Origin of the sequence: Limnobaculum xujianqingii (assembly GCF_013394855.1) — a bacterium.
GTDB classification, from domain to species: domain Bacteria; phylum Pseudomonadota; class Gammaproteobacteria; order Enterobacterales; family Enterobacteriaceae; genus Limnobaculum; species Limnobaculum xujianqingii.
The window spans coordinates 2,338,147-2,362,431 of sequence record NZ_JABMLK010000001.1 but is presented as its reverse complement, the minus strand read 5'-3'; the positions used below and the strand labels follow the sequence as shown (position 1 = coordinate 2,362,431).

The 24,285-nt window shown below is 44.8% G+C and carries 19 protein-coding genes and 3 tRNA genes; 16 read left to right on the top strand and 6 right to left on the bottom strand.

What is annotated here, in order from left to right; genetic code table 11:
* Window positions 1–11 precede the first annotated feature (11 nt).
* Together asd and rsgA are read right to left on the bottom strand one after the other, a co-directional pair.
* On the bottom strand, window positions 12–875 hold the full coding sequence (asd, locus tag GOL65_RS10690) for an archaetidylserine decarboxylase (RefSeq protein ID WP_140919673.1): 864 nt from the start codon (window positions 873–875) through the stop codon (window positions 12–14).
* Window positions 876–1,076: 201 nt separating this feature from the next.
* Window positions 1,077–2,120: a small ribosomal subunit biogenesis GTPase RsgA gene (gene rsgA, locus GOL65_RS10685; protein WP_140919674.1), complete on the bottom strand. Its 1,044-nt coding sequence runs from the start codon at window positions 2,118–2,120 to the stop codon at window positions 1,077–1,079.
* 90 nt (window positions 2,121–2,210) lie between these two features.
* On the opposite strand from rsgA, the gene orn reads away from it, so the two are divergent.
* On the top strand, window positions 2,211–2,756 hold the full coding sequence (orn, locus tag GOL65_RS10680) for an oligoribonuclease (RefSeq protein WP_140919675.1): 546 nt from the start codon (window positions 2,211–2,213) through the stop codon (window positions 2,754–2,756).
* Window positions 2,757–2,938: 182 nt separating this feature from the next.
* Window positions 2,939–3,014, top strand: a tRNA-Gly gene (locus GOL65_RS10675).
* Window positions 3,015–3,025: 11 nt separating this feature from the next.
* On the opposite strand, the gene GOL65_RS10670 is transcribed toward GOL65_RS10675, so the two are convergent.
* Complete coding sequence (locus GOL65_RS10670) at window positions 3,026–3,241, bottom strand: antitoxin, Phd family protein (protein WP_140919676.1); 216 nt, start codon at window positions 3,239–3,241, stop codon at window positions 3,026–3,028.
* A 686-nt stretch (window positions 3,242–3,927) separates the two neighbouring features.
* Here GOL65_RS10670 and GOL65_RS10665 point away from each other — a divergent pair.
* Window positions 3,928–4,003, top strand: a tRNA-Gly gene (locus GOL65_RS10665).
* Between the two features lie 38 nt (window positions 4,004–4,041).
* Window positions 4,042–4,117, top strand: a tRNA-Gly gene (locus tag GOL65_RS10660).
* Between the two features lie 61 nt (window positions 4,118–4,178).
* On the opposite strand, the gene GOL65_RS10655 is transcribed toward GOL65_RS10660, so the two are convergent.
* Both GOL65_RS10655 and GOL65_RS10650 read right to left on the bottom strand, forming a co-directional pair.
* Window positions 4,179–6,425, bottom strand: coding sequence for an ankyrin repeat domain-containing protein (locus GOL65_RS10655; protein ID WP_140919677.1), 2,247 nt, complete (start codon window positions 6,423–6,425; stop codon window positions 4,179–4,181).
* Window positions 6,426–6,663: 238 nt separating this feature from the next.
* Window positions 6,664–7,497, bottom strand: a complete 834-nt coding sequence (locus tag GOL65_RS10650; RefSeq protein ID WP_140919678.1) for an alpha/beta fold hydrolase — start codon at window positions 7,495–7,497, stop codon at window positions 6,664–6,666.
* A gap of 441 nt (window positions 7,498–7,938) precedes the next feature.
* Here GOL65_RS10650 and GOL65_RS10645 point away from each other — a divergent pair, with 441 nt between their 5' ends.
* Genes GOL65_RS10645 through GOL65_RS10635 form a run of 3 tightly spaced genes read left to right on the top strand, consistent with a single transcriptional unit; the run spans window position 7,939 to window position 11,930 of the window.
* A complete protein-coding gene (locus tag GOL65_RS10645; protein WP_228723090.1) occupies window positions 7,939–9,090 on the top strand; it encodes a merozoite surface protein 3b in 1,152 nt (383 codons plus the stop codon).
* Window positions 9,087–10,469 (top strand): DUF6384 family protein, encoded by a 1,383-nt coding sequence (locus GOL65_RS10640; RefSeq protein ID WP_140919680.1) that lies wholly within the window; start codon window positions 9,087–9,089, stop codon window positions 10,467–10,469. Before GOL65_RS10645 ends, GOL65_RS10640 begins: the two co-directional genes overlap by 4 nt.
* On the top strand, window positions 10,470–11,930 hold the full coding sequence (locus tag GOL65_RS10635) for a hypothetical protein (protein WP_179038311.1): 1,461 nt from the start codon (window positions 10,470–10,472) through the stop codon (window positions 11,928–11,930). It abuts the gene before it with no gap.
* 355 nt (window positions 11,931–12,285) lie between these two features.
* Here the strand turns inward: GOL65_RS10635 and queG are convergent, their stop codons facing one another.
* A complete protein-coding gene (gene queG, locus GOL65_RS10630; RefSeq protein WP_140919682.1) occupies window positions 12,286–13,425 on the bottom strand; it encodes a tRNA epoxyqueuosine(34) reductase QueG in 1,140 nt (379 codons plus the stop codon).
* On the opposite strand from queG, the gene nnr reads away from it, so the two are divergent.
* The 9 genes from nnr to hflC all read left to right on the top strand — a co-directional run bounded on the left by nnr (window position 13,424) and on the right by hflC (window position 24,273).
* Complete coding sequence (gene nnr / locus GOL65_RS10625; protein ID WP_179038310.1) at window positions 13,424–14,926, top strand: bifunctional ADP-dependent NAD(P)H-hydrate dehydratase/NAD(P)H-hydrate epimerase; 1,503 nt, start codon at window positions 13,424–13,426, stop codon at window positions 14,924–14,926. The two genes, queG and nnr, sit on opposite strands and share 2 nt — an antisense overlap.
* Window positions 14,927–14,951: 25 nt before the next feature.
* The gene (gene tsaE / locus GOL65_RS10620; RefSeq protein ID WP_140919684.1) at window positions 14,952–15,440 is read left to right on the top strand and encodes a tRNA (adenosine(37)-N6)-threonylcarbamoyltransferase complex ATPase subunit type 1 TsaE; all 489 of its coding nucleotides are present in this window, start codon (window positions 14,952–14,954) and stop codon (window positions 15,438–15,440) included.
* A 4-nt stretch (window positions 15,441–15,444) separates the two neighbouring features.
* Window positions 15,445–17,205 (top strand): N-acetylmuramoyl-L-alanine amidase AmiB, encoded by a 1,761-nt coding sequence (amiB, locus tag GOL65_RS10615; RefSeq protein WP_140919685.1) that lies wholly within the window; start codon window positions 15,445–15,447, stop codon window positions 17,203–17,205.
* Between the two features lie 27 nt (window positions 17,206–17,232).
* Window positions 17,233–19,224, top strand: a complete 1,992-nt coding sequence (mutL, locus tag GOL65_RS10610) for a DNA mismatch repair endonuclease MutL (RefSeq protein ID WP_140919686.1) — start codon at window positions 17,233–17,235, stop codon at window positions 19,222–19,224.
* 4 nt (window positions 19,225–19,228) lie between these two features.
* The gene (gene miaA / locus GOL65_RS10605; RefSeq protein WP_140919687.1) at window positions 19,229–20,155 is read left to right on the top strand and encodes a tRNA (adenosine(37)-N6)-dimethylallyltransferase MiaA; all 927 of its coding nucleotides are present in this window, start codon (window positions 19,229–19,231) and stop codon (window positions 20,153–20,155) included.
* Window positions 20,156–20,309: 154 nt separating this feature from the next.
* Window positions 20,310–20,600 carry an RNA chaperone Hfq gene (gene hfq / locus GOL65_RS10600; RefSeq protein WP_130590214.1) on the top strand — a complete coding sequence of 97 codons (291 nt, stop codon included), beginning with the start codon at window positions 20,310–20,312 and terminating at the stop codon, window positions 20,598–20,600.
* 35 nt (window positions 20,601–20,635) lie between these two features.
* The gene (gene hflX, locus GOL65_RS10595; RefSeq protein ID WP_179038309.1) at window positions 20,636–21,919 is read left to right on the top strand and encodes a ribosome rescue GTPase HflX; all 1,284 of its coding nucleotides are present in this window, start codon (window positions 20,636–20,638) and stop codon (window positions 21,917–21,919) included.
* A 53-nt stretch (window positions 21,920–21,972) separates the two neighbouring features.
* Window positions 21,973–23,253 (top strand): FtsH protease activity modulator HflK, encoded by a 1,281-nt coding sequence (gene hflK, locus GOL65_RS10590; RefSeq protein WP_140919689.1) that lies wholly within the window; start codon window positions 21,973–21,975, stop codon window positions 23,251–23,253.
* Between the two features lie 6 nt (window positions 23,254–23,259).
* Window positions 23,260–24,273 (top strand): protease modulator HflC, encoded by a 1,014-nt coding sequence (gene hflC / locus GOL65_RS10585; RefSeq protein ID WP_140919690.1) that lies wholly within the window; start codon window positions 23,260–23,262, stop codon window positions 24,271–24,273.
* The last annotated feature ends 12 nt before the right edge of the window (window positions 24,274–24,285 follow it).

Below are 24,285 nucleotides of genomic sequence, written 5' to 3'. Positions count from 1 at the left end.
GTTCACCTTTATTATTCACGGGCTTCCGCGAATAATTCACCCATTCGGGTTGGTGTTTTGCACTGAAGAGCCGGTGAAAAGGTGATGCTGTTTTCAGCAAACAGATTAATAACCGTAGAGCCTAATTTAAAGCGGCCCATTTCATCGCCTTTTTTCAGTATGACCGATCCTTCACCTTCGATCGGATAAGTCCAGCGTTGCAGTACTCCCTGACGAGGAGGGGTAATAGTACCAGCCCAGACGGTTTCAATACTGCCAACAATGGTGGCACCAACCAAAATTTGTACCATTGGACCAAAATCGGTATCAAACAGACAAATAACCCGTTCATTACGGGCAAACAGGTTAGGAACATTTTCTGCCGTTAGCGGATTTACCGAAAACAAATCACCAGGAACATACAGCATTTCACGCAGCACGCCGTTGCACGGCATATGTACCCGGTGGTAGTCGCGAGGGGAAAGATAAATAGTGGCAAATTGGCCATTGCGAAATTTTTCTACCATTGGCATGTTGCAAGCTAACAAAGCTTCCAGCGTATAGTCATGTCCTTTGGCCTGAAGTAATTTGCCTTCAGTAATTGCGCCTAACTGGCTGACTGCGCCATCGGCAGGCAGTGCCAGTTGACGTTCACCCTCAACAATCGGGCGAGCACCGTCTTTCAGTGGGCGAACAAAGAAATCATTAAATGTGGCGTATGACTCAGGGTTTGGCTGCTGAGCTTCCTGCATATCTACGCGGTAATATTTGGCAAACCCTTTGACGACCAGGCGGGTTAGCCATCCTGCCTGTTTACTGGCTCCCCAACCTGCCAGTTGAGTAAGCCCCTGCTTAGGGAGTAAATATTGTAACTGTACTTTTATACGATCCAGCACGGGGTATCCTCTTTGCGTTATTTGTCTGGCTGTTAAATCAAAGTCGCGCATTGTAGCGGGGCTGAAATATAAAGTCATTCACCTGCCGCATACCGTTATAAATTGTGATTTATCCTGATTATGACCACAGCCAATCGGCAATGTTTCAGGCAATAAATTACCGGGTTCTGTTAATAGCCAGATTCCGACAATAATATGTCATTAATCTTTGGTTTCTAATGTGTTTTTACGAACTTTTACGTCGGCCATACTATCCAGTATTTTCAGATAGTTATCATAGCGTTCTTCAGAGATTTTTCCCTGCTCTACCGCCTGGCGAATGGCGCAGCCGGGATCGTCAATATGCTTACAGTCGCGGAATTTGCAGTGGCCCAGATAGTCGCGGAACTCAATATAGCCTTCCGTTACCTGTTCCGGTTCCAGATGCCAGAGGCCAAATTCACGTACTCCCGGTGAATCAATAATGTCACCGCCATCCGGCAGGTGATACAGGCGAGAGGCGGTTGTAGTATGTTGACCAAGTCCTGAGTTATCGGATACTTCACCTACATGAATATTGGCTTCATCGGCAGGCAGCAGGGCATTCAGCAGACTGGATTTACCTACACCGGACTGACCGGCAAAAATACTGATGTGGTGATCGAGGTGAGACTTTAACTCAACCATTCCTTCACCGGTATAGCTGGAAACTTGTAATACGGTATAGCCAATATGCTGGTAAATTTGCATGGTTTGATTAATAAACTCACGACCTTCTTCATCCAGTAAATCAACTTTATTCAATACAATGATCGGTTCAACCGATAAAGTTTCGCAAGCCACCAGATAGCGGTCGATGATATTCAGAGAAAGTTCAGGCAATATGGCTGAGACGATAATAATTTGGTCGATATTGGCAGCGATGGGTTTTATGCCATCATAAAAGTCGGGACGGGTAAGAACCGAAATACGGTCGTGTACTGCTTCGATAATGCCTTTCGACTGTGTGGTGATGGCCGCTCGCCATACGACACGATCGCCTGTGACTAACGAGCCAATGGTGCGACGAATATTGCAACGGTGTAGACTGGCATCCGGTGCTTCCACATCGGCGTGCTTGCCAAAACGGCTAATGACGATACCTTCCTGAGGTTCGCCAAACAGCGAATCGTCGGGCTCTGGTTTTTGATTGGTTGTCTGTAAACGTCGCTGATGGTTAGCAGCAACGCGTCGTTGTTGACCTTTAGACAGTTTATTCTTACTCACAAAAATACCTTTTAGCAGCAGTGACAGTCGCCGAGAACGCGTCAAACGGCTATGATACACTGATGTTCAGTTAATCACGCAGGAAACATCATGTCCGGGAATGAGAATAACCTGATTTGGATCGATCTGGAAATGACCGGTTTAGATCCTGAAATTAATCGCATCATCGAAATCGCCACCATAGTGACGGATGCTAACCTGAATGTTCTGGCTGAAGGGCCGGTTTTCGCGATTCATCAAACGGATGAACATATGGCGTTGATGGATGAGTGGAACACCACTACCCACACCGCAAGCGGATTAGTGACGCGGGTTAAGCAGAGCGCTTTTGATGAACAGGCCGCTGAGCAAAAAACCATTGAGTTTTTACAGCAGTGGGTACCTCATGGCTGCTCACCTATTTGTGGTAACAGTATCGGTCAGGATCGTCGCTTCCTTTATCGCTATATGCCAGAACTGGAGCGCTATTTCCACTATCGCTATCTGGATGTCAGTACGCTGAAAGAGCTGGCACGCCGCTGGAAACCAGAAGTACTGGCAGGTATTACCAAGCAGAGTACCCACCAGGCATTGGATGATATTCGTGATTCAATTGCAGAACTGGCTTACTATCGCGAGAATTTTATTAAGCTGTAAGAGCGGCGAAGATTGAGCCGTATTATTAATGTCTGCTGCTTATTAGAGCATTTTGCCGCTTTAATAAGCAGACAAAGAAATAATGTGTGATTTTTTGATAGTGGGGCTTGCGGGACAGATTAGTTTTCGTATAATGCGCTCCCCGTCACGTTGTTATCTGTATAACGTACGGCCTTCCAAATGCGGGAATAGCTCAGTTGGTAGAGCACGACCTTGCCAAGGTCGGGGTCGCGAGTTCGAGTCTCGTTTCCCGCTCCAAATTTTAGTCATTAATCCTTTTTACTTCGGTTTTTTAAACGTTGAACTACATCTCCTATCGGTGTTAGCTGATTGTCTTCAACTTGCTGTTGACCAAGAGTGAGTATTTTTAATAACGCGAGTGCCTCCTGTTTTTTTTCATAAGAAGCGATATCTTGTATTGCCGCCCAAGCTTGCTTATCTTGAGCGATAATCGTTGGTAAGTCAGATTCTTTCATTTTCATCATTACTTCAGTCTTATTAGATTTGAGATATGGTATCAGTTTGTATTATTTGAAAAATAGAATTTATATATGCTAGTTGGAATAGAGAGCATTAACGGTGATGTACTACTTTCAGGCAAAGTATCATCTGTCGGGCAATTAAAACAGCGAATGATGGCGGTTTTGAGTGAGGTTAGTGAAAAGGACTTTATTTCCGTCTTTTGTGCCCGGTATGGATACGATATTTACCCTTATGATGAAAATATTCGAATAGATTATCTTATTGATCTAGATACTCACGCAGTTAATAAGCCAATCTATTAGAAATGAATTTCCAAGTCTGGTTAAAATTGGTGAAGAGCTAAAGTATCAAACAATGCCAACATCAGGGTAGTGATTACTTACCGATATAAAATGATGCAATGACGCTTTTGGCTTATCCTGTAATGGTTGAGAAAACCGCCACCCAAACTCAGACAACCCCTACAGGCCAATTTTGATAAATTGATGAAAAAATCGTCTGCATGAGTTGCGACAGTAGGGTTTGCGGTTATTTTGACCAGTAAAAATTTTCGTTAAAAGTCTTGCCAGCGTTATGAGTTTAGTACATAATGCAGCGCATCCAAACGCAGGGTGTAGTTATTTTGTTTTTATAATCATAGCGTTATAACAACAAGTTATCTTGCGTAAGGGGTTATCTGCATTGAGATGCGGGAATAGCTCAGTTGGTAGAGCACGACCTTGCCAAGGTCGGGGTCGCGAGTTCGAGTCTCGTTTCCCGCTCCAAATTTCAGATAACAGCGGTCAGTAAAATACCTCCTAATGCGGGAATAGCTCAGTTGGTAGAGCACGACCTTGCCAAGGTCGGGGTCGCGAGTTCGAGTCTCGTTTCCCGCTCCAAAATTCTTACCCCTAAAACAATAGCTAATATGATGACAGTTATACTGTTTTAATTTAACAGTCATTTGCTTTTATCACTATCGCTACCATAATTTTGTTCTAATGTAGTTTTGTTTGAATTATCCCAACCTCTCCAAATGCTAATTTTGTTATCGTTTTTATAGATGCTTGAATATTTCATGTTCGAATTATTCCAATAAACCCACTTCCCGTGTTTTAGCTCTGGTTTTTTGACTAACTTCAAATGGCATAAAGGCGAGTTTTCTTTATCGGATGAAACTGCGTCTGATGGGCGGTGCTGATCAATTATGCAGCGTAGTTCAGGAGAAGGAATTTTTCGGGCCAGCATTTCAACCACTTCCCAGCCATTTTTTTCACTGCATTCTTTACCTTTTGATTTCCCTCCTAATGTAGGATCGGCACCTTTTTCAAACAGCATTTTCAGCGTTGTAATAACTTCGGGTTTAACAGAACCAACTTTATCTCTTCGTTCGCGAATATCCAGTTCATTCAGAAAGAATATTAAAGGCGTTCCACACTGATAAAGTGATGAATAAGTGGTGTAATTCACATCTGCTTTACCTTCCTGCATTAATATTTGTGCAGTATCTAATAAGTTTCTTGTCAAAGAGGCAATTAAAGGCGTTTTATAGGTATTGGCTTCTTTTAGTTGTGGGTTAGCGCCATTAGCCAGGAGATAGCGGATGACTCTTTCATCAGCGCGGTCAATAATTGCATCCATTAATACCCAGGAATTATTTAATGAAAGTGCGTTTATATCTGCTCCATTTGACAATAAAAGATCGGCAAGGCGTGTATTAAGCGGTTGGTCTTTGGCTAAACGCCCGGCTTGCCAACTGAGGTTTTTCAAAGCAAAGACTAAAATCCCCTGTCTGCCATTGCCTTCACCTTCAGTAAAGGCTGCGTCAGCGCCATTTTTAAGCAGCAGTGAAACCATATTATAGTTATTATTGTTCACCGCATAACCCAGTAGCGATCTGCCATAATAACCCTGAATATTAGCATTGAGTCCTTGGTCAATAAGGGATTGCACCAGGTTCAACTTCCCATTCCGTACTGCATTTACCAGCCGAAAATGAGCTATACAATACTCCGGCTTAATCTCATTAATACCAAGATAATGCTTAATTCGTACTTGAGTTTCCCCTTTGATTTCTTTGTCTTGCTCCAGCATAAATCGACAGTATTGTCGGTAATTATCTTTGGCTGCCAGCGAATAGTAGGTGCGTTTTTCTTTTAGCTCCAGACGGTAGGGCATCGACATTGACATATGCATTTGTGCATCAGCCAGCACCAGATACTTGGCTGGGTTGCCTGCATCACGACTGACTGCTTCATGCAATATTTCAATTGCCTCTTGAGTTTGGTTGGTTTTGAACAGCCAATAGCCATAATCAGTAAGCCAGATAGTATAGGTAGAATGTTTATTTTCCTTATCCAGATCCTGATAGCGGTTATGCTTAAAAAAAGTTTGCATCTTGGTAAATGCCTGGTTAAACCCCTTGGAACCAAATTGAGTGGCAGCTACTTCAGAATATATTTTACGTAATTCCTGGAGTTGCACGCTTTCAATGGCAGGTTGCTGGTAAGAAATATTTTCAGGGAAACTTATATTTTTATAAATGCTTGCCCATCCCTGTTCAAAGAAATCTTTTGCCTGTTTCTTTAAGTCCTCATTCCATTCACCTGAATACTGTGTAAAGACCACTTGCGGTTGAGCAGATTCAGGTGAATTTTCTACTCCATCAAATCCGATAACAGTAGGACGATATTGGTTTTCTGCGGAATCCGCCCGATATAACGAGAGGGGGATTAACATAAAACCATGAAATTCAAAATCCTTTTTAGCCCGTTGTTTAATACAATGATGATCAATACAGGCCTGGTTACCGCTTTCAAGGCCATAAGCTATAAATAAGCTTTGTTGTGCAGTGTTGCTAAACATACGCGTTGCCAAATTACTATTTGGCTTTAAAAGCGAGGGATAAACAGGAAGCTCAGGCGAGCTGTAAATCGGGGCGGGTTTATTGCCGATATTCTTTTGTTCAGGATTACTTTTATCAAAAGCATGAGTTTGAAATTTTGTGCCTTTTATAGTCAGAATAGCCGTCAGCGATTTATCATCAAGTTTCGTCATTTTGACAAATCTTCCCTGACCTTCTGAAAGATACAGTTGTGCTTCAAAATAGTTGGGTGGGAGCCCTTCAAAAAGTGCGTAGGCATAATTGCCAAAACTTCCGGTATAACAAACCAGAACGAGAAAGATATTTCTAGATAGACTCAGCACAAGCACATCCTTTTGATATATCTGTATTAGTTAACAGATTTTCGCTCCATCTAATGAGGCTTTATTAAATGCTGCCGGGTAGTAATAGCTTGCTCTACAACTCATTACACACTTTAGCGTCTGTCTGTACAGGGTATCAAATAGAACGTTGCAAAAAAGCGTGTGACAGCAAAATGTTAATCAAAAGCCCCAATAATTTCTGGGGCCTGATTTTTTGTTATCGATAGATGCAGAGATGCTACTTCCCTCTGATAAACTCCAGTAAATCTTTATTAATTTGGTCCTTGTGAGTGCTGCAAAGGCCATGTGATGCGCCTTTATACACTTTAACATGTGGATCTGGCAGCAACTTGATAGCCGCTTCACTGGAGCTTTTTGGTGGCACAATCTGATCGTCATCACCATAAATAACCAGCGTTGGGATCGTCATTTTTTTGAGATCTTCCCGTTGGTCGGTTTCAGAGAAGGCTTTTACACAGTCATACAAAGCTTTAATTGAACCCGACATTCCTTGTAACCAGAAGCTGTCACGCAACCCTTGTGACGGTTTTGAATCGGGACGATTAAAACCATAGAAGGTTTCTGACAGATCTTTAAAGAACTGCGAGCGATCGTCATGTACCCCTTTACGGATACCATCAAACACCTCTTTGGGCAGTCCTGCCGGATTGAAGTCGGTTTTCAACATAATGGGGGGAACTGCGCCAATTAATACCGCTTTTGATACTCTCTGAGTACCATGACGACCTATATAGCGAGCAACTTCACCACCTCCGGTTGAATGCCCTATATGTATTGCATCACGCAAATCCAGCGCTTTAGTTAATTCAGCCAGATCGTCTGCATATTGATCCATATTGTGGCCTCCCCATGGTTGGGAAGAGCGCCCGTGTCCCCGACGGTCATGGGCAATTACCCGATAGTCATGGGCTGCGAGAAACAGCATTTGGTCTTCGAAGGCGTCAGAAGAGAGTGGCCAGCCGTGGCTGAATACTATTGGTTGACCATAACCCCAATCCTTATAGTACAGCGTCGTTCCATCTTTAAGCTTAATCGTATTCGTTGTTGACATCTTTCCATTCCTTATACGTCTTTGCTAAAGATTAACTTTTAAAATCAAGATATTAGATAGGTAAGAAACGTTAAGTTTTTATGTTTAACCATTTCCTGCAGGACGAAAATTAAGTTATTTCCCTCCCAACAATTAAGCCTAGTACAAAAATAAGAGGTGAATCGATTTATCGATATACAACGCTTTTAAAAGAAAATATTTAGACAGGTAATGCAAAAATATAAATATAACCAAATGATTAATAATGGATTTGTTGTTTTTGGTGTTTACTCTTTTATTGGCATAAAAGTTCAGGAATGGTATAACATCCGGCAGATCAGATTGCTGACACTATGCTGGGGAACCAGTTCCGATAATGTACTGAAAGGGATACTTCGGGGAGCAGTCAGAAAAACACACTCTGTTAGCGTACCTATATCGCACTAAAGCAAGGATAACCTGATGAATTCTATCGTTTCATATACTGACCGCGCGGTTCAAAAACTTAAACAACTTGGCATTATTGTTGCCGGAGAGCCAGAAGCGCCGGTCATGACGCTGTTGGATGCTATTTCTAATCTTGATAATAATCGCGTAGTTGCTATTGCCCGTACTCTACAACAACAAAGTAGCTTCAACGCCATCGTACGTGACAACATCATGGGTATGGATATCGCTAACCGTCAGGGCACAATTGTGGCGGCATTCGATTCTATTCGTAATGATGCTGAAAATATGGTGACCTGGCTGGATGACGGTAAGCTGGATCTGGTTGAACGCGTGAAGAATGGCTGGATGGTATTAGTCAGAGGTTCAATTCCCGACCGTTTTAATAAGATCAAAGAAACCTATATGGAGGTTGCTAAAGCCTCATCCGAGCAAATCAGCCGTGAGCGTACCATTCTGGATGCATATCAGGATTTCCGTTTTGGTTTAAAACAGGCTCAGATTGATGCTCAGGAACTGCTGACGCTGGCGGAAAAAAGCCTGGAACAGTGTAAAACTCAGCTCCAGGCCGCTCATGATACCAGAGAGAGCGTAACCACCACTGATGCCGCTGAGCTGGCTCGTTTAGAACTGAGCCGTGATGAAGCACTGCGTTTAATGCAAAAAGAAGATGAGCGCTATCAGATCGTGAAAGATCTGACTGAAAACCTGCTGGTAGCTTATAACTCTGCGGAAGCGGTATTTGCCCGTTTACAGCAAACTTCATCAGTAAAAGAGCGGGTTTATCGCCAGAGCGTGGTGTTTTTCTCCACCAATGAAATTGTATTTACCGCATTGTCTGCCTCAATGACATCATTAAGCGGCCTGTCTGAAAGCACTAAAACATTAGAAGCGATGAAAGACGGCATCAACAAGGGTCTGGAAACTATTGCGGAAGCTGGCAATAAGCATCTGGAAGCAGGATTGCGTGCGGGTTATGGTTCTACCATCAAAGCAGAATCTATTCGCTCACTGGTGAACGCCATTACCAGCTATCAGGAATCCAGCCATAAACTCATTGAAGAGCTGCGGGCTGAGTCAACCAACAATGCTAAAGAGCTGGAAAATATCGTAGAAGACGGAAAACGTCGCTTCTCTGAAATTGTGCTGAAGGCTGCTGTTGAATGAGTGAAGTAAAGCTTAGCGATCAGTTAGGTGCAATGGCGATTATTGATGACCTCTATCAGCAGCAGATCGCGTTAGAGGAGCAGCTTAATCCTGCCGGGTTACGCCGCAAAATCGCTGAAAAAATCAAGGAGTATTACCAGTCGAGAGGCATGAACATTCAGGACGAACTGATAGAACAGGGCGTGAATGAATGGTTCTCCGATCGATTGCGTTTTCAAATGATTAAGCCTGCATGGCATCAGCGCCTGCTGGCTAAGCTTTACCTTAAACGTCGAATATTTGTTTACCTGTTTATCGCGGTATTAATTGCGCTGGGCGTCTATTTTAGCGCTGACTATATGATGACCAGAGTAGTAAAAGATTCGATTATTACACAGCAAGAAGCTGAAGTTCAGCTGATTAAGAACATCGCAGGTTATCAGCGTGAATTCGATTCGTTAAGTCAGAAGCCACTGTGCTATGCCACATCACAAGGCCAGGCTCTGAAAGATGAGAGCGCTAAGTTGATAGCGCAACTGCGCGAGAAGCAGGTTGCTTTCGATCGTACGTTGAACTTGAGCGAGTCTTCTCGTCCTGCCCTGTTGGATCAAAAAGAGTATCTGACTGCTATTTACCAGATGATGGAGAAAGACTATCGATCACTGGGCGATACACTGACTCGTTATCAATCAGTAGTAAGTAATGACTGGCGTATTCAACAGGTTGCTGATGCCAGGAGTTTTGAGCAGCTGTATCAAAAATATCAGCCGGTTCGTAAAGCTTTTGATACTGCAACCTATGCAGTGGCTAATAACTCGCCTACTCTCAATGCTGATCTAACTTCACTGGAAGCCAGCTACAGAGACGCGCTTGATATTCATAAACTAGCGTTACAGGCCGATAGTGTCGTTAGTTCATTGAATAGTCTGGTTAAATCTCAACAGGATAAGGAAACGGTTAAAGGTTATGCGGATGCTATTCAGAACGATCTGAGTCTGTTTCGCGTTACGCAAGCTAAAGAAACGCTGCAACAGTTGGAGTATTTGAAACAGCTGGCGCAGACCAACCTGACCCTAACCATTGTTGACCGCGTTGGTGAAAAGTCTGGGGTGGAAAGAACCTATGACGATAGCGGCGGTAAAACCTGGTATGTGGTGGTTGAAGCATTAACACCACAAGGGGGAGCCTTCCCGTTGTGGCTGACGGATTCTGAAACTGGCAAACTTCGGCAGGTGACCATCTTTGGATTGCAGGTTCCACAAAGTGAATATCTGAAAGTCAGAAAAGATAAAATGGATGATGGCCATATTCAAAATAATCTGGCGGGCAAAAAGCCGGTTGGTTCGCTGAATTTCAACTATGCTCGTTCCAGCAACGGCAAAATCATTATGGAGTGGTAAGTGATGAAAGCTTCTGAAGTATCAAACCTTATCTATAACCATGAGATTGAGCTGGAAAGACGCTCCCGCGAACTGAACACCAATATTATGTCCAGCCGCGAAAAGATCGTGGAGTTAAAAAAAGAACTGATGAGTATCTACCAGCAGATGGCCAAAGTGTTACTGCTGGAGAGTCCTAACGTTCAGGATATTAATCAGATTAATCAGATTAATCAATTGATTGATCAGCTGAAAAGCCAGATAGCAGATTTAAATACTCGGCTGAGTACGTTAAAACAAAAAGCAGAAAAAGATCGGCAGAAGTATGACCAACTAACGGCAGAAGCCGGAGAGTTAGAAAAGCGTCGTGATGAACTGCTGTCGCAAGATCCTGCCTTTGTATCCCTGAATAACAAATATATTCAGGTTGATAATGAGGCATTATCGATTAATGGATTGAGCCATCAAATACAGGAAGAAGCTGATAACAAACTGGCTGAATATGATTCAAACTCTTCGTTTCATTATTTAATGCAGCGTAAGTTTGGTCAGCCTGATTATCGGGGAAAATGGATTTTCCGTAATCTTGATAACTGGTTAGCTCGTCAGGTTGATTTCCCTCGTAATTTCCGTAATTACAACATGCTGCATGCGATGAAGCAGGAGATTGTTAAACGTCAATTGACTATAAATCAGCGTTTGGAAGCGCTCTCTGCCGAGCGTGACACAATGATTGCCGGCGCTGCACAAAATGTAGGCCTGGCGGAAGTAAACCAGCAGTTAGACCGGTTAGGAAAAGTGCTCGATGAAGGCCATATTAATATTAAAAAGTTGCATGAAGAGCTGCGTAAAAATATCACCGGAGACGGTATATTATTTGAATCTGTTACCGCTAAAATTGCCGAGGTAATGCAAACACTACCACTGGATAGGTTAAATGCATTGACCTTAAAAACAGAATCATCTTTAGATGATGAGTTATTGAAAAGAGTACTGGCAACGAAAAATAGTATTGCTTCGTTTGAAAATGATATTGCTACACGCTATCCCGAATGGGTAAGAGTCGGCACGGAATACGATCGTATTCATGCGATGGCGCAGAGTTTTATTAATAGTGATTTGAATCGTAGTAAATACCATTATGATATTGGCATAAATCAAATCGAAACTATTTTAGTTTCAATTTTTAGCGGTGATTTTGGTTCCCGCCATTTGTTAGAAATATTAAAAAGTGTCAGGTACGTGCCGAGCAATAATAGCTCCAGTTCTTCCGGCTACGGCTCTGGTTCAAGTTCTTCTGGTGGCTTCTGGTCTACATCCAGCTCAAGCTCCAGCAGTTCATCGTCTTCCCGAAGCAGTTCCAGTCGCCCATCTTCGTCCCGAAGTGGGGGATATAGTTCCTCTTCTTCATTCGGTGGGGGAAGTTTTAGTTCTTCTTCCTCAAGCGGTGGCGGTAAATTTACTACCACCGATAGTTTTTAATTTAAAGCCGGTAGCGAATAATTCTATCTTTTAGTTTTAATATTATTAGTGCTCTTTGCTTAGTTACTCACAGAGGTATTTAAAATACCTCTGTGAGTCTTTATTTATATGCCTTCTGATTATTGTCAACAGAGTTATCCACAGATTTATTCTCTCAGGGGATAAGATTATTACTTAATGATCTAAAAATTCCGGAAACTTTATAAGTTGAAATTAAAAGGATTTTTAATTTTAAAATTGTTGTTTCGATCGCTTGACGTTTTTTTCGCGATTGATAGATAAAGCCTTTTGTTTTTTTTATGCACAAACTACTGTAGTTTTATATTATGCTCTTTTCTCACTCTTATGAGGTAGATTATGCATCTCTGGGCAATCCTTTTTCCACGGAACGAATAAGTCTTAGTTGTTTCGGTGTCAGTACCTCTGTACCTTGCTGTTCTCGCTTTTCCCACTGACGAGCAAGTGCCCACTCTATATGTTCATCAACTATTGGGTAGAGGCCTTTTCTTTGTTTTAAAGCTTCAATAATTTCAGCCTGATAAGGTGCATTCCCCAGCGCAACGCTGATATTTCTTAGCCAACGAAAGTGACCAATTCTGCGAACAGGGGAGCCCTCGGTTTTAGATAGAAAAGTGGCCTCATTCCAGGCATATAGTTCTAAAAGTGAGGAGTGGCGTAACGCGGGTCTCGGCAGAAAATCTTGCTCTTCGGTGAGTGGTGCTATCCGATTCCATGGGCATCCCATTTGACAATCATCACAGCCATATATTCGATTACCCATCAGTGGACGTAATTCTTCGGGAATTGCGCCTTCAAGTTCGATGGTCAGATAAGAGACGCAGCGTCGGGCATCTACCGTATAGGGCTCAACGATGGCACCGGTAGGGCATAAAGTCATACAGGCAATACAGCGCCCACATTCTTCTGCTACCGGCTGGTCAATGGGAAGAGGAATGTCGACCAGTAATTCCCCAAGGAAAAACCAGGATCCTGCTTCGCGATTAATAATCAGTGAGTGTTTACCTGTCCAGCCAATTCCTGCTTTGACTGCCAATGGTCGTTCCATAATCGGAGCCGAATCGACAAAAGGACGGAAATGTAAATTTTCGCAATGTTGCTGAATTTTCTCTCCCAGCTTTTTTAATCGCTGACGTAATACTTTATGATAATCGCGGCCTAACGCGTATCGGCTGATGTAACCAATATTAGGATCGGCAAGAGATTTTGCGAATGATGCATGGGGTGGAAGGTAATTCATACGGACGCTGATAACGCGCAGTGTTCCCGGCTCCAGTTCATGGGGTCTGGCCCGCATCATGCCATAACGAGCCATCCACGCCATATCGCCATGGTATTGCTTATCAAGCCAGGTTTGCAATCGAGGTTCTTCCAGCGTCAGGTCGGTGTCACAGATACCAACCTGTTGAAAACCTAGTGCTTGCCCCCATTGCTTGATATGTTGGGCTAATAGATTGAGATCGAGAGGATGTGACATGACAGACCATCAGCAGAAACGGAACCGCATAAGTTTACCACATTCTGTCTTCAGCGCCGACTGGGTACGTGAAAATGAGAAACAAGGTGCCCGACATGTCGGTGTTTCTCTCTATCAACTTATGGAGCGTGCCGGGGAAGCTGCGTTTCTTTTATGTCGTAAACTCTATCCGGATGCCCGACGCTGGTTAATTTTATGTGGGCACGGTAATAACGGTGGCGATGGTTATGTTATCGGGCGCTATGCCAGACAATATGGCATTGAAGTGACTTTGGTTGGCTGTGGTGATGCATTTACATTACCGCCGGAAGCACGTCAGGCGAGGGATAACTGGAGCAATAATTATGGTTCTGTATTGCCGGAGAATGCGGCATGGCCAGAAAATTACGATTTAATTATTGATGGTTTATTAGGTACCGGAATTCAGTCTGAACTACGAGAGCCTTATACTACCCTTATTCACCAAGCGAATAAGTATCCGGCCCCTATTGTTGCACTGGATATTCCTTCCGGTTTGAATGCTAACACGGGTTCGGTAAGCGGAGCGGTTATTCAGGCTAATCAAACATTGACTTTTGTTGCGCTCAAATCAGGACTGTTAACCGGACAAGCCAGAAACGTTACCGGTGCGCTGTATTATGACGCCTTAGGATTATCTGATTGGGTCAGGGAACAAAATGCCCCGATTCAACGTCTTACCGTTGCCGATCTTCAACGGTGGATTAAGCCGCGTAGTCCCTGTTCCCATAAAGGCGACCATGGCAAGCTGTTGGTGATTGGTGGTGAGATTGGAACCGGTGGCGCTATACGAATGGCGGCAGAGGCTGGGTTACGCACCGGTTCAGGATTGGTGAGGGTGTTGACCCGTGCAGAGCATATAGCGCCTGTTTTAGCCGCTCGCCCGGAGTTGATGGTGCAAGAACTGACCGAAGAGAGCCTGGATGCCGGTATCGCCTGGGCAGACGTTATAGCGATTGGACCGGGATTGGGCACGTCTGAATGGGCTAAAGCGGCCATAAAGCAGGTGGGTGCCAGTGAAAAAATAATGCTTTGGGATGCAGATGCGCTTAACTTGCTGGCAATCAGCCCCGATAAACGGCAAAATCGCATCATTACGCCCCATCCTGGGGAGGCCGCCCGGCTTTTGCAGTGTAATATTCAACAAATTGAAAGCGATCGCTTACTTTCAGCTCAGAAACTGGCTGAACGCTATGGCGGTGTAGTGGTACTGAAAGGTGCGGGAACGGTTATCGCTGACGAAAACCTTCATCTGGCGATTGCTGATGTAGGTAATGCGGGTATGGCATCCGGCGGCATGGGTGATGTGTTATCAGGAATTATTACCAGCTTGTCCGGACAAGGTCTTTCTCCGTTTGATGCTGCCTGTGCTGGTTGTGTTATTCACGGCGGCGCCGCAGATATTGTCGCATGGCGACAGGGGGAAAGAGGTATGATAGCAACGGATTTACTGCGGGAAATACCGAAGCTGGTGAACCCTTGATTAATTGAATGATATTCAGGAATACATGAAAGAATTGGTTTTAACATTAACCGACGAAGCAGCTACGGTTGCTTTAGGTGCCGCACTGGCGGGTGTCTGTGATAAATCAGGTGTGATTTTTTTACAGGGCGATCTTGGTGCAGGAAAAACGACCTTTAGCCGTGGTTTCTTACAGGCTTTAGGCCATAAGGGGAACGTAAAAAGCCCCACTTATACTTTGGTAGAACCTTATAATTTAGGCAGTTTTAACGTTTATCACTTCGATTTATATCGTCTGGCCGATCCGGAAGAACTTGAATTTATGGGCATCCGTGATTACTTCCAATCAGACAGTCTGTGCCTGGTCGAATGGCCACAGCGAGGAAGCGGTATGTTCCCTCAGCCAGATCTGGAATTACACTTCAGTTACCATGATGAAGGCCGGCAGGTTGTATTGTCAGCGGGAACCGCTCAAGGTGAACTGATGCTGGCGCGTCTTAATGATACTCACCAGTCTGGGTTACAGGGAAAGTAAAACAATGAAAAACATCTGGATTGGATTGCTCTCTCTGGTGTGGTTAGCGATTGCCTGGCCAGCCGGAGCGGCATCTTTAATTGATGTGCAGGTTAATAATAGTGCTTCACAGGCGAAAGTAACACTGGCGTTTGATAGCCAGCCGATATATGCCTATTCCAGCCAGAAAAACCCGGCGCGAGTGCTGATCGATGTGCGCCAAAGTGGACGTGCTGTTCAGGGATTACCGCTGAAATTTAGCGGCCAAAACATAGTTAATCGTATTAGCTCCGGTACCCCAAAAGATAACAACAGTATTCAGTTGGTTTTTGAACTGAAACAAAATGCCACAGTAAAAGCCAGCTCCAGTAAGCAAGGGGCTCAATATCTGGTGGTATTCACTATTCAGGCTGAAAAACAGGCGGTACCAAAAACAGCCGCCACCAATACTACTAATAAGACGACTACAGCTAAAACCTCTACGACTAAAACCAACCAGTCTAAAACTTCAGGTAACAGCACGGGGCGTAATCCTTTCTCGGGCGATGCAACTGCACCGCAAGATGATGTGATTGTCAAAACCGAAAGCCGTCCAGCTCGGGTTAGAAATAGTAATGGCGAAAAGATTGTGATCGCTATTGATGCAGGCCACGGTGGAAAAGATTCTGGTGCGGTTGGCTTAAATGGGTTGCAGGAAAAGACTGTTACGCTCTCCGTTGCCCGTAAGCTAAAAGCACTTTTGGATAACGATCCTGACTATAAAGCGGTATTAACCCGCGATGGTGACTACTTTATCTCTGTGATGGGGCGTTCAGACGTTGCCCGTAATAAAAATGCCCATTTATTGGTTTCCATTCATGCTGATGCTGCACCTAATCGTAATGCGACAGGGGCCTCTGTTTGGGTATTGTCTAATCGTCGGGCCAATACTGAGTTAGGACGTTGGTTGGAGCAGCATGAAAAGCAGTCAGAATTACTGGGTGGTGCAGGGGATGTGCTGGCAAACAGCGAAGACAATCCTTATTTGAGCCAGGCGGTGCTGGATTTGCAATTTGGTCATTCCCAGCGTGTAGGGTATGACGTAGCGGTGAAAGTACTGTCTGAGATGAGACGTATTGGGTCGTTACATAAACGCAGTCCGGAACACGCTAGCTTAGGGGTATTGCGTTCACCAGATATTCCTTCTTTGCTGGTAGAAACCGGGTTTATTTCCAATACTGGTGAAGAGCGTTTATTGGGTAGTGCAGATTTCCAGAATAAGCTGGCGCAGGCTATCTATAAAGGTATTCGCAGCTATTTTCAGGCTCACCCACTAGATTCTGCCACTCCGCCGAAAAAGACCAGTGCTATCCAAAAAAGTAAGGTTCCAGCTGAGCAGACCAAAGCGCTGGCCGGCAATGGAAATAGGGATAGTAAGGGTAAAACATCAGTTCATGTGGTTAAACGCGGTGAAACCCTATCGCAAATTGCAGTAAGCTATGGTTCAAGCACGAAAATGCTGACCGAACTAAATTCATTGAAAAAAGAGAGTGTTTGGGTTGGTCAGCGCTTGAAAGTGCCTGCAACGGCCCCCATAACTAATCAGGTAACGGTTTCCGCAAGTAAAAAAGAGACTAAATCTGTAAAAAAGACGACTGATATCCGTAAACATAAGGTAGTACAGGGTGATACTCTGTCCGGCATCAGTAGTCGATATGGCGTTAGCATCGCAGAATTAAAGCAGAATAATAAAATGATGTCAGATGAAGTGCGTTTAGGGCAGGTTCTGACTATATCAAGTTCATAAATATCGGGTTTATTATCAGGAGTTGTCATGCCGATTCAGGTTTTGCCACCACAGTTAGCAAACCAAATTGCCGCTGGAGAAGTTGTAGAGCGGCCGGCATCCGTGGTGAAAGAGCTGGTGGAAAACAGCCTGGATGCCGGAGCAACTCGCATTGATATCGATATTGAGAAAGGTGGCGCTAAGCTTATTCGCATCCGTGATAATGGCTGTGGAATTAACAAAGATGAGCTTGCTTTGGCATTGGCTCGTCATGCAACCAGCAAAATTGCCACCCTTGACGATCTGGAAGCGATTATCAGCCTCGGATTTCGTGGAGAAGCGCTGGCCAGTATCAGCTCCGTTTCTCGTTTAACTCTGACTTCCCGTACCGTAGAGCAAAATGAAGCCTGGCAAGCCTATGCGGAAGGTCGGGATATGGACGTTACGCTTAAACCAGCTGCTCATCCGGTTGGGACTACGCTGGAAGTTCTCGACCTGTTTTATAACACTCCCGCACGTCGCAAATTCTTACGTACTGAAAAAACAGAATTCACCCATATTGACGAAGTGATCCGTCGTATTGCTCTGGCACGTTTTGATGTCAGCATTAATCTGCAACACAATGGCAAAATGATTCGTCAGTATCGGGCAATAAAAGAGAATGAGCCTCGTGAGCGCAGGTTAGGCAGCATTTGTGGTACCCAGTTTTTACAGCATGCGCTGGCTATTTCATGGCAGCATGGTGACCTGAAAATCGATGGATGGGTTGTCGATCCGGTCGGTGCCCGGGCGCTGACCGATATGCAGTATTGTTATGTTAATGGTCGCATGATGCGCGATCGTTTATTAAATCACGCTATACGTCAGGCATATCAGACCCAACTGGCAGAAGATCAATCTCCGGCTTATGTCTTATATCTGGAAGTTGACCCGCATCAGGTGGATGTTAATGTGCATCCGGCTAAGCATGAGGTCAGATTCCATCAATCCCGGCTGGTGCATGATTTTATCTATCAGGCAGTGGTCACTGTATTACAGCAATCTGGTGCTCCGGCATTGCCACTTAGCGATAATTCAGCCGACGAAATTAACTGGCAGCCTGAAAATCGCTCATCTGCCGGGGAAAATCGTTTTAATCGTCCGGCAGACAGCAATACTTCGCAGAATGAAACCAAACGTCCGGCGACGGATAAGTCATCTTCAGGGCAGGGTGGTGGCAATAGTTCCGCGCCTTATACACCAGGAGCAACACGTTCACCGACGCTGGTCGCTCGCGAAAATGAGCTTTATCGTCGACTGTTGCAAACTGATGTTAGTTCCAATAATAACGTATCAGACACTTCATCTGATTCGGTTAAACCATCTCTGTTTCCGGAAAAAAGTGCACCATTACCGGATGTGGCAACCACGCTAAAAATGCCGCAGTTTTCTTCTCGCCCACAGCCAACATCGCCGATTCCTGCATCCATGCTGGATAAAGGTGCAGCCCATAGTTTTGGGCGAGTGCTGTCAGTATGGCAACCTTGCCATGCCATTGTAGAGCGGGGTGCTGTATTGGCTCTATTATCACTACCGGTGGCGGAGCACTATTTACGACAGACTCAATTATTACCGTCGTCCGAACCGCTTAAGCCACAACCACTGTTGATTCCACTGGCATTAACATTGGGTGATAAAGAGAAACTGGGAATTGGCAATCACAAAGAATTACTGAATCATTTTGGTATTGATCTCTCCCTTGAACGTAATCGCCTGCAGGTTCACGGTGTGCCTTTGCCATTACGCCAGCAGAATTTACAGCAGCTGTTGCCTGCACTGTTACGCTATCTGGGGGAAAATGAGGCGGTAGATAAGCAAATGTTAACACACTGGCTGGCGAGCAAGCTCATCAGTGAAAATACTCAGTGGACTCAAGCCCATGCGATACAGTTATTGGCAGATTTGGAGCGATTGTGTCCGGAACTGATTGCTAATCCTCCCGCTAATATGCTGCAACCGATTAACCTGCAGCCAGCCCTGGAGGCTCTACAGGGTGAATAGCGATATGAATTCCTTACCTGCTGCTATCTTTCTTATGGGACCAACGGCTTCGGGGAAAACGGCTTTGGCGGCAGAGCTTTACAAACATTTACCTGTTGAAGTAGTGAGTGTTGACTCCGCTTTGATATATCGTGGTATGGATATTGGTACAGCCAAGCCAACCCAACAGGAACTGGATGAGACACCACATCGGCTGATTGATATTCGCGATCTGTCAGAAGCTTATTCCGCAGCAGATTTTCGTGCGGATGCACTAACAGAAATGGCTGATATTGTTAATCGTGGACGGATTCCCCTGTTAGCGGGTGGAACCATGCTGTATTTTAAGGCACTGTTGGAAGGATTATCGCCTTTACCTTCAGCGGATCCTGAAGTACGTGAACGAATAGAAAGTGAAGCAATGCAGCTGGGGTGGGCGAGTTTGCACCAACGCTTACAACAGATTGATCCGATAGCGGCAGCCAGAATTCATCAAAATGACCCGCAACGATTAAGCAGAGCACTGGAAGTTTTTTACATTTCAGGTAAAACTTTAACAGAGTTGATACAAATTGCTGGTGAAACGTTACCATATCGTGTACACCAATTTGCTATAGCGCCATCTTCCCGTGAATTGTTACATCAGCGAATTGAAGTACGTTTTCATCAGATGATTGCTGCAGGTTTTGAAAATGAAGTTCGACAATTGATGTCTCGTGGCGACTTACATACTGACCTTCCCTCTATGCGCTGCGTGGGTTACAGGCAGATGTGGATGTACCTGAATGGAGAGATAGACCACGACGACATGGTTTATCGGGGAATTTGTGCAACGCGGCAGCTTTCTAAACGGCAAATGACATGGTTGCGCGGTTGGGAAAACGTCGATTGGTTAGATAGTGAACAACTGAAAAATGCCATGGAAAGAGTTACACGTGCTATTAGTGTATAGGCTTATGATTGTGTACAATTAATAGGTTATATACTTTAATGTACTCAATGGCTTTGTTTTGTACGAAATGTATCATTTTTACGCAGTTTATTTTAGGGCCTCTGGCTCTTGGTAACAAACAACAAATATATACAAAGAGATAAGGAAAAGAAAAATGGCTAAGGGGCAATCTTTACAAGACCCGTTTTTAAACGCACTGCGGCGTGAACGTGTTCCAGTTTCTATTTATCTGGTAAACGGTATTAAGTTACAAGGCCAAATCGAATCTTTCGATCAATTCGTTATCCTGTTGAAAAATACGGTTAGCCAAATGGTATATAAGCACGCTATCTCTACGGTAGTACCTTCTCGTCCGGTTTCGCATCATAGCAATGCGCCAACTGGAAGTGTGGGTAATTACCAGGGTGGTATGCAGTCACAACAGGAAGATGATGTATCTGAATAAGTTACTCAGTTATTTCTCTTTGAGGAGTTATGCACTTGTTTGACCGATATGATGCTGGTGAGCAGGCGGTACTGGTGCATGTTTATTTCTCCCAGGAAAAAGATACGGAAGATCTCAGTGAGTTTGAATCTCTGGTTTCTTCTGCGGGAGTGGAGGCGTTGCAGGTCGTTACTGGTAGCCGTAAAGCCCCACATGCCAAATACTTTGTAGGCGAAGGTAAAGCTCAGGAAATTGCTGATGCTGTACAGGCTACAGGTGCTTCGGTAGTGTTGTTTAACCACTCCCTTTCGCCCGCTCAGGAACGTAACCTTGAGCGGCTTTGTGAGTGTCGGGTAATTGACCGTACCGGGTTGATTCTCGATATTTTTGCCCAACGGGCAAGAACTCACGAAGGTAAGTTGCAGGTTGAGTTGGCTCAGTTGCGCCATCTGGCAACCCGCTTAGTTCGTGGCTGGACTCACCTTGAACGTCAGAAAGGTGGGATAGGTTTACGCGGCCCGGGGGAAACGCAGTTAGAAACTGACCGTCGTTTGCTTCGGGACCGGATACGCCAGATCCTTGCCCGACTTGAAAAAGTTGAAAAGCAGCGTGAGCAAGGAAGGCGAGCTCGCATGCGAGCCGATATTCCAACCGTATCGCTGGTGGGCTATACCAACGCAGGGAAATCTACCCTTTTCAATCGTATTACGACTGCCGGTGTTTATGCAGCCGATCAGCTATTTGCGACACTGGATCCAACCTTACGCCGTATTGAGGTGGAAGATGTGGGAGCAACTGTTTTAGCTGATACCGTTGGTTTTATTCGCCATTTGCCCCACGATTTAGTGGCAGCGTTTAAAGCAACTCTGCAGGAAACACGTCAGGCATCTTTATTGTTGCATGTGATTGATGCAGCAGATGGTCGGGTCGATGAGAATATTGAAGCGGTCAATGAAGTTTTAACTGAAATTGAAGCCCATGAAATACCAGTTCTGCTGGTAATGAATAAGATTGATATGTTGGAGGATTTTGCGCCGCGTATTGATCGAGATGAAAACAATTTACCCGTCAGGGTTTGGCTTTCAGCCGAGTCTGGTGATGGTATTGAATTATTGTTCCGTGCATTGACGGAACGTCTTTCCGGTGAGATTGCGCAATACGAACTGAAATTGCCTGTAGAACAGGGTCGGTTACGCAGTCGTTTTTATCAGCTTCAGGCCATTATTAAAGAGTGGATTGAAGAGGATGGAAGCATCGGTTTGGTTATTAGGATGCCAATCGTTGACTGGCGTCGCCTCTGTAAACAAGAGCAGGCTCTGGAAAACTTCATTGTTGAATGAGACCTGTTAGATTGTGCCCGATAAAACGATCGTAAATGAGTGGAGCAAAAAACATGGCGTGGAATCAGCCCGGTAATAATGGCCAGGACCGCGATCCGTGGGGGAGTGGTAACAATAACAACCCCGGGGGGAATAACAGCGGTGGACCGAATAAAGGTCGTGGCCAGCAGTCGCTGAATCTGGACAATATTTTTAGTAAGTTAGGTGGGTTATTGGGTAAATCCGGTAGCGGTGGTGGTAACAGCAGCAATTCTGGCCTACCTGTTATGGGTGGTCGCTTGTTCAGCATTCTTGCTGTTGTTGTGGTTGTTATCTGGGCTGCCAGTGGTTTCTATACCATCAAAGAAGGTGAATTAGGTGTAATTACCCGTTTTGGTCAGGTACAACCAGCGATGGTTGGCCCGGGTCTGAACTGGAAACCAACGTTTATCGACTCAGTTAAACCTGTTAACACCAAAGCGGTTCGTGGATTGGCAGCATCAGGCATTATGCTGACTTCTGACGAAAACGTGGTACGTGCAGAGATGAACGTACAGTATCAGGTTTCCGATCCGATTAAATATCTGTACCGCGTGACCAATGCTGATGATAGCTTGAGTCAGGCGACCGACAGCGCATTACGCTCTGTTATTGGTAAGTACACCATGGACCGTATCCTGACTCAGGGTCGTACCATTGTTCGTGATGACACCAAACAAGAGCTGGAAAAGACCATTCAGATTTATGATATGGGTCTGAAAGTGCTGGACGTTAACTTCCAGGCAGCTCGCCCGCCGGAAGAAGTAAAAGCCGCGTTCGATGACGTGATTAACGCGCGGGAAGATGAACAGCGTTATATCCGTGAAGCAGAAGCTTATGCTAACGCCGCACAGCCAATCGCCAATGGTAAAGCTCAACGTCTGATTGAAGATGCTAAAGCTTATGAGGCCCGTACCGTTCTGGAAGCAGAAGGTGAAGTCTCTCGTTTCGCCAAGCTATTGCCTGAGTATAAGGCAGCTCCGGATATCACTCGTGAGCGTCTGTATATTGAAACCATGGAAAAAGTATTGGGTAAAACCAACAAAGTATTGGTGGATGATAAGAGTAATAACCTGATGGTTCTACCGCTGGACCAACTGATGCGTGGTAAAGGTGGCGCAGCAGTACAACAACCTGTAGCTCCACAGGCAAGTACTGAAACGCCAACTGAAGCACCTCAGGCAGCAACAGCAACCAACAGTAAGCCAGAAACGACCAGACGTTCAACGGCATCACAGAGCACCAATAAAGTTACGCAAGAGCGTAACGATGCTTACAACGAGCGTCTTAATTCATTTGGCTTAGGAAGAGGATAATCACCGATGCGTAAATTACTTATTCCTATTATTGTTATTGTTGTAGTCGGTATCTTCACTTCCCTGTTTGTCGTGGAAGAAGGGAGCCGCGGTATTGTTCTGCGCTTCGGTAAAGTGTTACGTGATTCTCAGGATAATCCAAAGGTTTACCAACCGGGTCTGCATTTTAAAATGCCCCTGATCGATTCGGTAAAACTGTTAGATGCACGTATTCAAACTATGAACAACCAGGCTGACCGCTTTGTAACCAAAGAGACCAAAGACCTGATTGTTGACTCATACGTTAAGTGGAAGATTATTGATTTTAGCCGCTACTATCTGGCAACCGGTGACGGTAACCGCGCCAATGCAGAACGTATTCTGAACAGTAAGCTGAGTGACCGTTTACGTTCTGAGATTGGTCAGCGCGATATTAAAGATCTGGTAACTGACTCCCGTGGTCAATTAATGCAGGACGTTCGTAATGCATTAAACAACGGGTATGAAGATAAGCCATCTGAAGTGCCGGCAGCAGCTGCCGCCGCGCCTGCTGCGACGGATAGTACTGCTCCGGCAGATACACTGCCAGCGGACAATAAGCTACCTTTAGTTAACGCTAACAGTATGGCTGAACTGGGTATTCAGGTTATCGACGTGCGGATTAAACAAATCAACCTGCCAACAGAAGTGTCGGACGCGATTTATCAGCGTATGCGTGCAGAGCGTGAAGCTGTTGCCCGTCGTCACCGTTCACAAGGTCAGGAAGAAGCTGAAAAGATCCGCGCACTGGCTGACTATCGTGTAACCAAGACTATTGCGGAAGCAGAGCGTGAAGCACGTATGACTCGTGGTTCTGGTGATGCTACAGCAGCTAAACTGTTTGCTGATGCCTTTAGTCAAAATCCTGACTTCTATGCTTTCATTCGTAGTTTACGTGCGTATGAGACCAGCTTTAATAGCGGAAGTGATGTGATGGTACTTCGTCCGGATAGTGAGTTCTTCCGGTATATGAAGTCGCCGTCGGTTGGATTAAAGCAGTAAGTTATATTTTTT

Coding starts and splice junctions, on each gene's coding strand:
- hfq (WP_130590214.1), top strand. CDS start 20,310: ATGGCTAAGGGGCAATCTTTACAAGACCCGTTTTTAAACGCACTGCGG.
- GOL65_RS10640 (WP_140919680.1), top strand. CDS start 9,087: ATGAGTGAAGTAAAGCTTAGCGATCAGTTAGGTGCAATGGCGATTATT.
- nnr (WP_179038310.1), top strand. CDS start 13,424: ATGACAGACCATCAGCAGAAACGGAACCGCATAAGTTTACCACATTCT.
- GOL65_RS10645 (WP_228723090.1), top strand. CDS start 7,939: ATGAATTCTATCGTTTCATATACTGACCGCGCGGTTCAAAAACTTAAA.
- amiB (WP_140919685.1), top strand. CDS start 15,445: ATGAAAAACATCTGGATTGGATTGCTCTCTCTGGTGTGGTTAGCGATT.
- GOL65_RS10650 (WP_140919678.1), bottom strand. CDS start 7,497: ATGTCAACAACGAATACGATTAAGCTTAAAGATGGAACGACGCTGTAC.
- hflK (WP_140919689.1), top strand. CDS start 21,973: ATGGCGTGGAATCAGCCCGGTAATAATGGCCAGGACCGCGATCCGTGG.
- GOL65_RS10670 (WP_140919676.1), bottom strand. CDS start 3,241: ATGATGAAAATGAAAGAATCTGACTTACCAACGATTATCGCTCAAGAT.
- miaA (WP_140919687.1), top strand. CDS start 19,229: ATGAATTCCTTACCTGCTGCTATCTTTCTTATGGGACCAACGGCTTCG.
- tsaE (WP_140919684.1), top strand. CDS start 14,952: ATGAAAGAATTGGTTTTAACATTAACCGACGAAGCAGCTACGGTTGCT.
- orn (WP_140919675.1), top strand. CDS start 2,211: ATGTCCGGGAATGAGAATAACCTGATTTGGATCGATCTGGAAATGACC.
- queG (WP_140919682.1), bottom strand. CDS start 13,425: ATGTCACATCCTCTCGATCTCAATCTATTAGCCCAACATATCAAGCAA.
- mutL (WP_140919686.1), top strand. CDS start 17,233: ATGCCGATTCAGGTTTTGCCACCACAGTTAGCAAACCAAATTGCCGCT.
- hflC (WP_140919690.1), top strand. CDS start 23,260: ATGCGTAAATTACTTATTCCTATTATTGTTATTGTTGTAGTCGGTATC.